The 3965-nt window shown below is 63.6% G+C and carries 2 protein-coding genes and 3 pseudogenes; 4 read left to right on the top strand and 1 reads right to left on the bottom strand.

The genetic code is table 11. From position 1 onward, the window contains the following. Positions 1 to 91: 91 nt before the first annotated feature. Positions 92 to 994: pseudogene (locus H5395_RS17890) on the bottom strand (UvrD-helicase domain-containing protein); the annotation flags it as partial. 444 nt (positions 995 to 1438) lie between these two features. Here H5395_RS17890 and H5395_RS19660 point away from each other — a divergent pair. The 4 genes and pseudogenes from H5395_RS19660 to H5395_RS17870 all read left to right on the top strand — a co-directional run. Then, positions 1439 to 2500: a hypothetical protein gene (locus H5395_RS19660; RefSeq protein ID WP_370576501.1), complete on the top strand. Its 1062-nt coding sequence runs from the start codon at positions 1439 to 1441 to the stop codon at positions 2498 to 2500. 407 nt (positions 2501 to 2907) lie between these two features. Beyond that, positions 2908 to 3249: a hypothetical protein gene (locus H5395_RS17880; protein WP_182793865.1), complete on the top strand. Its 342-nt coding sequence runs from the start codon at positions 2908 to 2910 to the stop codon at positions 3247 to 3249. Positions 3250 to 3536: 287 nt separating this feature from the next. Next, a pseudogene (locus H5395_RS17875) lies at positions 3537 to 3677 on the top strand (IS256 family transposase); the annotation flags it as partial. After that, a pseudogene (locus H5395_RS17870) lies at positions 3675 to 3835 on the top strand (IS5/IS1182 family transposase); the annotation flags it as partial. The pseudogenes H5395_RS17875 and H5395_RS17870, both read left to right, overlap by 3 nt. Positions 3836 to 3965: the final 130 nt, after the last annotated feature.

The raw sequence follows: 3965 nt of genomic DNA, 5'->3' as shown, positions 1-3965 counted from the left end.
GCAATGGCTCTGGACTTACAACAACGACCGCCCGAACATGGGCATCGGCGGCATCACACCCGCCCAGAAACTGAAAATGGCCGCATGAGTTCTACGAATGGACCCCGTTAGAAATGGGAGGATTACCGGCCGGGCTGTCAAATATCTGGATCCTCGGTAGCGGTCCGTGGAAGATAGAAGAGACGCCCAGCCTACTGTCCTCGCCACCGTCTGCCTCCAGCAGGCGCGGCGGCAACAGAAGATCCGACTTGGTCCGGTTTTGATGGAAAGTGCGATAGTTCACCTTCAGGCTTCGAGATCTGCCCTGCACATCCACCCCGGCAGCCTTCCATGGGAAAGCTGACCGGAAAATGCGCTGTCGGATGTCGCCGGCGAAAAACAGGCCATTGGGCCGATCTCCAGCTATCGCGGCGAGGAGGTGAAGTTCAGGCACCGAGATGTCCTGCGCTTCGTCGAAGATGACATGCGTGAAGGGAGCCTGCGTCATCTCGTGACAAAGGCGGTGCATGAGCCCAGCCTCGGTCTCCTTTTCCTGCGCTTGCAGTGCCCTTCTCACCCGTTCGAATATCGTCCAGAGTTCGTCCCGGCGCGATGTTGCCATCCGGATCTTCCACCCGAGCCGAGGCAGGTCGCGGTAGATATCGCCATCGCGCACGTCCCAAGCATCGACTATGAGACGCCACTCGTCCTTTAGAAAATCCTGGTCGACGCTGGTTTTCGTCGTCCGAGCCGTCTCATCGAGCAGCGCTTCGACCTCGGATCCGGAGGCGATGGCAACGTAACCCAGAACGTCGGCCGCCAAGCGCTTAGCGACCGAGCCGAGCGTATCGACCGTGATCCGGGCCCGCACGTCAGTCCCGCCCGTGGCCAGACCGTCGAGCTTGCCCGACAACCCCTGCGCAAGGCCTGTATTGAACGTGGCCAGCAGGACACGGGCCTCCGGATCCTGCGAGGCGAGACCCACTGCCCGATGCAGCGCCACGACGGTCTTCCCGGTTCCTGCTGATCAGATGACGCGGGCAGGACCATTGAAGTCTCGATCGACGAACTCGCGCTGCCCCGGGTGCAGGAAGACTGCCCACTCCCCCCAGGGCGCCTCGGGTGCCGCTTCCAGCTCTGCCTGATCACCAATGACCCGAAAACACCGTTGTGCGTCTGGATGCGCGTAGGAATCTGCCTGGGGCGCGATGCGGACCTCCGGCCTCACGCCCACTGCGACGGAAAGAACCGCCTGCTGAGCTTCTTTTGAAGATACGCGGCAATGTCGAGAACCGAGTCCTCGGTTGCCTGGCGCACCGTCTCGAGCCAATCGCGCAGCACGCCCCAGTCGACCAGCCTGGACCTATCTGTTCCATCCCGGATGTTACATAGACGGTCGCCGGACCGCCTTGTTCATGGCAAGATTTATCGTGGGTGAGGTTCGGGACGGGAGTCGGGCATGCTGATCTCTCTGCACAAGCAGGCAACCACGACACCGAAGATCCGCGCCGCCATCCAGGCGAGCACGGAGCGGGCTTGGATGGTTGCCGAGCGCTACGGCATCTCCGAGCAGACCTGTGGCTCGGGCACCACCGCCTATGTTGCCGAGCAATGGGGCCGGCGATGGATCACCATCGACACCAGCCGCGTCGCGCTTGCCTTAGCGCGCGGCCAGATTATGGTCGCGAAATACCCTTGGTATCTGCTCGCCGACAGCCCCAAAGGACCGCGCAAGGAAGCCGAGGTCTCCCGCTCCGCCCCCGTGACCCACGCCACCCACAACGACATTCGCCACGGCTTCGTCTATGAGCGCGTGCCGCACGTCACGCTTAAGTCCATCGCCAACAACGCCGAGATCGACGTAATCTGGGACCGGATGCAGCCCGGCGTGGAAGCCGCCCGCCCCGCCCTGAACGCCGCGTTTGCCGGCCAGCCTGACCCTTTCTCGATGGACACCGGCGGCCGCGCCGGCAAGGCGATCGACTTCACCTCGACCGGCACCGTCACCCTGCCCAGCGGCGAGGAGGCGCCCGCCAACGGCTCCATGGAATGGGAAATCCCGCGCGAACTCGGCACCCCTTGGCCGAAGGACCAGCGCGACCTTCACGCCCGCGCCCGCACCATCTCGGACAGCCTCACGCCCGCCAAGAGGCGTAATGCCGAAGCGGCGCTGGCGAGGCTCAATGCCTTGCATGGCGCCTCATGGGATGCAGCGACCCTGCCGCCGCAGCCCGACACCCCGTGGCCCGCTGCCGCCGTCGCCGCCTTGGAGGCGTTCTGGCAGGCCCGCATCGCCCGGCAGTCGGAAATCGACACCTCCATCGCGGCCCGTGCCGACCACGAATGTCTCTACGACACGCCCTATGAGGACCGTAAGCGCGTCCGCGTCGCCGGGCCGTTCACCGTGGAAAGCCTGTCGCCCTACCGCACCCAGGCCGTAGACGAGCATGGCGAGCTGATCGACGAGGTGGACGCCCCCTCCGGGACTCTCTGTGCGTTCGAGCAGGAGGCCGAGAACTAATACAAGGCCATCATCGAGAACTTGGCGGAGTCCGGCGTCCACCAGCAGGACAAGGCTGATCGCATCCTCTTCGACAGCCTGACGCCCTGGGACGGTCAGGGGATCGCCGCCGAGGGCCGCTATCAGGAAGGCGAGACCCCGCGCCGTGCCGGCATCTTCATCGGCCCCAAATACGGCACCGTCAGTCGTGCCGACCTCGTGGATGCCGCCCGTGAGGCCGCCGACGCCGGCTTCGACATCCTGCTGGCCTCCGCCTTCAACTTCGAGGCGCATGCGCAGGAACTGCACAAGCTCGGCCGCGTCCGCATCCTGCACGCCCGCATGAACGCCGACCTGCACATGGCTGGCGGCCTGAAGGCCGGAGGGGCAACCTGTTCGTCGTCTTCGGGGAACCCGATATCGAACTGGTGGAAGAGGGCGACCGCCTGCGGGTCGAGCCGAAGGGTGTCGACATCTACCATCCCCGGACCGGCAAGGTCGAAAGCAGCGACGCCGAGGACATCACTTGCTGGTTCATCGATACCGACTACTCGGGTGCGAACTTCTTTGTCCGCCACGCCTACTTTCCGGGTGCTGACCTGCCCTACAAGCAGCTGCGTGCCACCCTGAAGGGCGAAATCGACGAGGACGCCGGGGAGAGCCTGAAGCGCACCATCTCGCGGCCGTTCCCGCGTCCGAAGTCCGAGCGTATCGCGGTGAAGGTGATCAATCACCTTGGGGATAAGGTGATAAAGGTGGTGGGGGTGTAGAGTGAGCCGGGGCGGATATTCAGGCGGAAGTTTTGTGTTTCACCCGAGCTATGAGTTTCATGGTTATAGCAGCGATAATGAGAACCGGGAAAGGGAACCTCGAAAGCTGACGCCCGCTCAGATTCGTTTGACCAAGATATCCGAAGCGCGTTAGTGTCCGCGCAGGTGGTGTAATTTCGCTGGCGCTGCCGGTGTAACCCGAGGTGGCCATCGAGGTGTATGGTCGAGGTGGAGTTTCGACGCTCCAACCCCGGACCACACGGAGACCCCGATGACCAAGACCAAGCATGGACCTGTCCGAGCTTCTGGCAAAGCACGATCAGGGCGACTTCTTGCGAGCGATTGCCGAAGCTGTCTTGCAGCTGCTCATGGAGGCGGACGTTGAGGGCCTGATCGGCGCCGGGCGCCATGAGCGCAGCGGCGAGCGCCGGCCCACCGCCATCATCCCGATCCGCAGGAACGGGCGGCCTTGGAAGGAAGACTGCGCGCCACGTGCCACTACGGCAGGGGGTTCTGGAAACGGTGAACCGGATACCACGCCCGCAGCCGCATCGAGGCAAAGATGCGCTGCTTCAAATCCTTCGGCGGGGAGAGTGTCTGATCTTCTGTGTATGACTGACCCGGTCCATGCTTCCTGAGAGGAGCAAGGACGATGACGATTTCCAACGAGCTGCTGGACGAGTTGCTGAAGGGCTGCAAGCGGCCCGAGGATCTGC

It is taken from the genome of Paracoccus sp. MC1854, from assembly GCF_014164635.1.
Lineage (GTDB): Bacteria > Pseudomonadota > Alphaproteobacteria > Rhodobacterales > Rhodobacteraceae > Paracoccus.
Note: the sequence above shows the minus strand (reverse complement) of the source record. Positions and strands in the feature narration are given on the sequence as shown.

Excerpts from the sequence above, each read along its gene's own strand:
- H5395_RS19660 (WP_370576501.1), top strand. The coding sequence starts at position 1,439 with ATGCTGATCTCTCTGCACAAGCAGGCAACCACGACACCGAAGATCCGC.